Source organism: Streptomyces sp. NPDC005811 (assembly GCF_040630405.1).
In the GTDB taxonomy this organism is placed as follows: domain Bacteria; phylum Actinomycetota; class Actinomycetes; order Streptomycetales; family Streptomycetaceae; genus Streptomyces.
In genome coordinates this window covers 1-1564 of record NZ_JBEXXK010000142.1, presented here as the reverse complement: position 1 = coordinate 1564, position 1564 = coordinate 1, and the positions used below count along the sequence as shown (strand labels likewise).

The window sequence follows — 1564 nt, the reverse complement described above, 5'->3', positions numbered from 1 at the left end:
GAAGTTCTCCGACGCGATCATCTCGAGCGTGGACTGCTGGCGGTGCAGCTCGGCGTCGACCGCGGCCGCGATCTCCGGGTCGAGCTCGTGCAGGGACTGGTGGAACAGAGTCATCGACGTTTCCTCGCGTGGGGGCTCAGTGGGCGGTGGCCGGGACGGCGGGGACGAGGGTGCGGCGGAGCCGGTTGAAGAACTTCGGCTGGTTGAGGGAGAGCACGGCGACGGGGGTGCCGTCGCGCCGGTAGACGGCCGTGAAGGAACGGCTGCCGAGGTCGCCCTCGACGACCTCGGGCTCGGCGCCGGGAGCGACGTACCCGGCGAGCTGGATGCGCACCCCGTACTGGTCGGACCAGAAGTACGGCGCGGTGGCCGCAGCGGAGGCGGACACCCCGGTGAGCAGGGTGCGGGCGGCGGTCCTCGCCTGTTCGCCGGCGTTGCTCCAGTGTTCGATCCGGGCGTGCCGTCCGGTGAACGGGTGGGGGCAGCGGGCGACATCGCCGACGGCGACCACGCCCGGGAGACCGGTCGCGCAGCCGGGGTCGCACACCACCCCGTCGTCCACCGGCACTCCGGACCCGGCGAGCCAGTCGGTGGCGGGCCTGACGCCGACCCCGACCACGACGACGTCGGCGGGCAGCACCCGCCCGTCGGTGAGCCGCACGCCCGTGACCCGGCCCTCGCCGAGGAGTCCCGCGACACCGGTCCCGCACAGCAGGCGGACCCCGTGGTCGGTGTGCAACGAGGAGCACACCAGCCCCATCTCGCGCCCCAGCTGGCGTTCCAGCGGAATGCCGAGCGCCTCGACGACGGTGACGTCCAGGCCGAGTCCGCGGGCGGTGGAGGCCACCTCGGCGCCGATGAAGCCGGCGCCGATGACGACGAGCCGGGGCCGGCCGTTCGTCAGGTCGGCGCGCAGCGCCAGGGCGTCGTCCAGGGTGCGCAGGGTGTGGACGCCGGCCAGGCCGTCGGTGCCGGGGAGCGTGCGGGCCGCGGCGCCGGTCGCGATGACGACCCCGTGGGTGCGCACATGCCGTCCCCCGGCCAGGGTGACGGTCCGGGCGCCGGGGTCGAGGCCCACCGCCCGCTCGCCGAGCAGCCACTGCACGTCCAGGTCCGCGTATTCCTCGGCGTCGCCGAGCGCGAGGGCGGCGGCGTCGATGTCTCCCTTGAGGAAGTCCTTGGAGAGCGGCGGACGGTCGTAGGGGGTGTGGCGCTCCTCCCCCACGACGACGATCTCGCCGTCGTAGCCCTCCGTGCGCAGCGCGCGGACCGTGCTGAGGCCTGCCAGCGATGCTCCGACGACGGTGATGCTCCTCATGCGGGCTCCAGACAGGCTGTCTCACATGGCACAACGACATCCGTTATGCGCAACATGGTTCGGGCGGGAAGCGGCGGTTGTCAAGAGGCGGGAGGGTGCGGTCAGCGGGTGGGGCCCACGTCGAGCTTGTTCTGGAGCCAGGTGTGGAACTCGCCGATGTGGTGCTCGCTGGGCACCAGGACGCCGCCCTTGGCGTACATCCGGGAGCTCATGCCGGGCTGGGTGCGCTCGCAGGCCTCGAAGTCC

Annotated in this window: 2 protein-coding genes; both read right to left on the bottom strand. The window is 73.0% G+C overall.

The annotated features are described in order from the left end of the window. Positions 1-136: 136 nt before the first annotated feature. A complete protein-coding gene (locus ABZ490_RS52135) occupies positions 137-1318 on the bottom strand; it encodes an FAD-dependent oxidoreductase (protein ID WP_359008119.1) in 1182 nt (393 codons plus the stop codon). A 101-nt stretch (positions 1319-1419) separates the two neighbouring features. After that, positions 1420-1564 (bottom strand): SRPBCC family protein (locus ABZ490_RS52130; protein WP_359008122.1); only part of this gene is annotated, 145 nt, incomplete at its 5' end.

Bases quoted from the DNA above. Each gene is read 5' to 3' on its own strand.
- ABZ490_RS52135 (WP_359008119.1), bottom strand. From the start codon at position 1,318: ATGAGGAGCATCACCGTCGTCGGAGCATCGCTGGCAGGCCTCAGCACG.